1 protein-coding gene is annotated in these 989 nt (G+C 33.9%); it reads left to right on the top strand.

Annotated elements, in window-relative coordinates:
* Positions 1 to 62 precede the first annotated feature (62 nt).
* The gene (locus ACY2RS_RS15455; RefSeq protein ID WP_490099569.1) at positions 63 to 971 is read left to right on the top strand and encodes an IS1595 family transposase; all 909 of its coding nucleotides are present in this window, start codon (positions 63 to 65) and stop codon (positions 969 to 971) included.
* Positions 972 to 989: the final 18 nt, after the last annotated feature.

The following is a 989-nucleotide window of genomic DNA, read 5'->3' as shown; positions in this document are numbered from 1 at the left end:
TTGATTGTCCGTAAACACTCATAATTGATAATTATTTTGTATTTTAGATTAAAATAATGGATATGAATATATTTAGTTTTTCGGCACATTTCCATAGTGAGGAAGCCTGTAGGAATCACTTTAAGGAAGAACGTGATAAGATTGGGGTTGTTTGTTCAAAATGTTCTCATACTCATCACTATTGGATTAAAAGTAGATGGAGTTACGAGTGTAAAAATTGCCGTAGTCGTACATCACTTCGTAGTGGAACTATAATGCAGAGTTCCAACCTATCTTTTATGATTTGGTATAAGACTATGTTTTTAATGAGTGTTACCAAGAAAGGATTTTCTACAAAGGAAATTCAGAAGCAGCTTGGCTTAAAACGCTATGAGCCTGTTTGGGCAATGGTACACAAATTACGTAAGGCTATGGGCAATAGAGATGCAAGGTACACCTTAGAAGGGATGGTAGAGTTTGACGAAGGGTATTTTACTGTTGAAGCTTCAGAACTTGAGAAAAGTAAAGGCATAAGAGGTAGAGGAGCTGTAGGAAAACAAAATGTAGCTATTTCGGCAGAATCAATTCCGTTAGAAGATTTGAAAACTGGTAAAAAATCTAAGCATTGTAGATACTTTAAGGCTACTGTGTTAGAAACACACAGAAAAGAAGAAGTAGCACAAGAACTCAAACAAACCCTTGAAGAATCTACCATTGTATTTAGCGACCAAAGTACTTCTTACATAGATATTGCCGATTATGTGGAGTTACATATAACAGAAAAATCTGACAAGAATACCACAAAACAAACCTTGCAATGGGTACATATAACTATCAGTAATGCCAAACGAACATTACTAGGTAATTATCATAAAATAAAGGGGAAATACCTTCAATTATACCTAAATGAGTTTATTTATAAACTTAATAGAAGATATTTTGGAGAGCGTTTGTTCGATAGAATAGTAATAGCAGGCATTACAGGATTATGATAAATTACGGACAATCAA

Source organism: Patiriisocius sp. 208BN25-11 (assembly GCF_058147145.1).
This window is presented reverse-complemented; position numbering and strand designations above follow the sequence as displayed.

What these genes read in the sequence shown, in the direction of transcription:
- ACY2RS_RS15455 (WP_490099569.1), top strand. Translation starts at nt 63, where the DNA reads ATGAATATATTTAGTTTTTCGGCACATTTCCATAGTGAGGAAGCCTGT.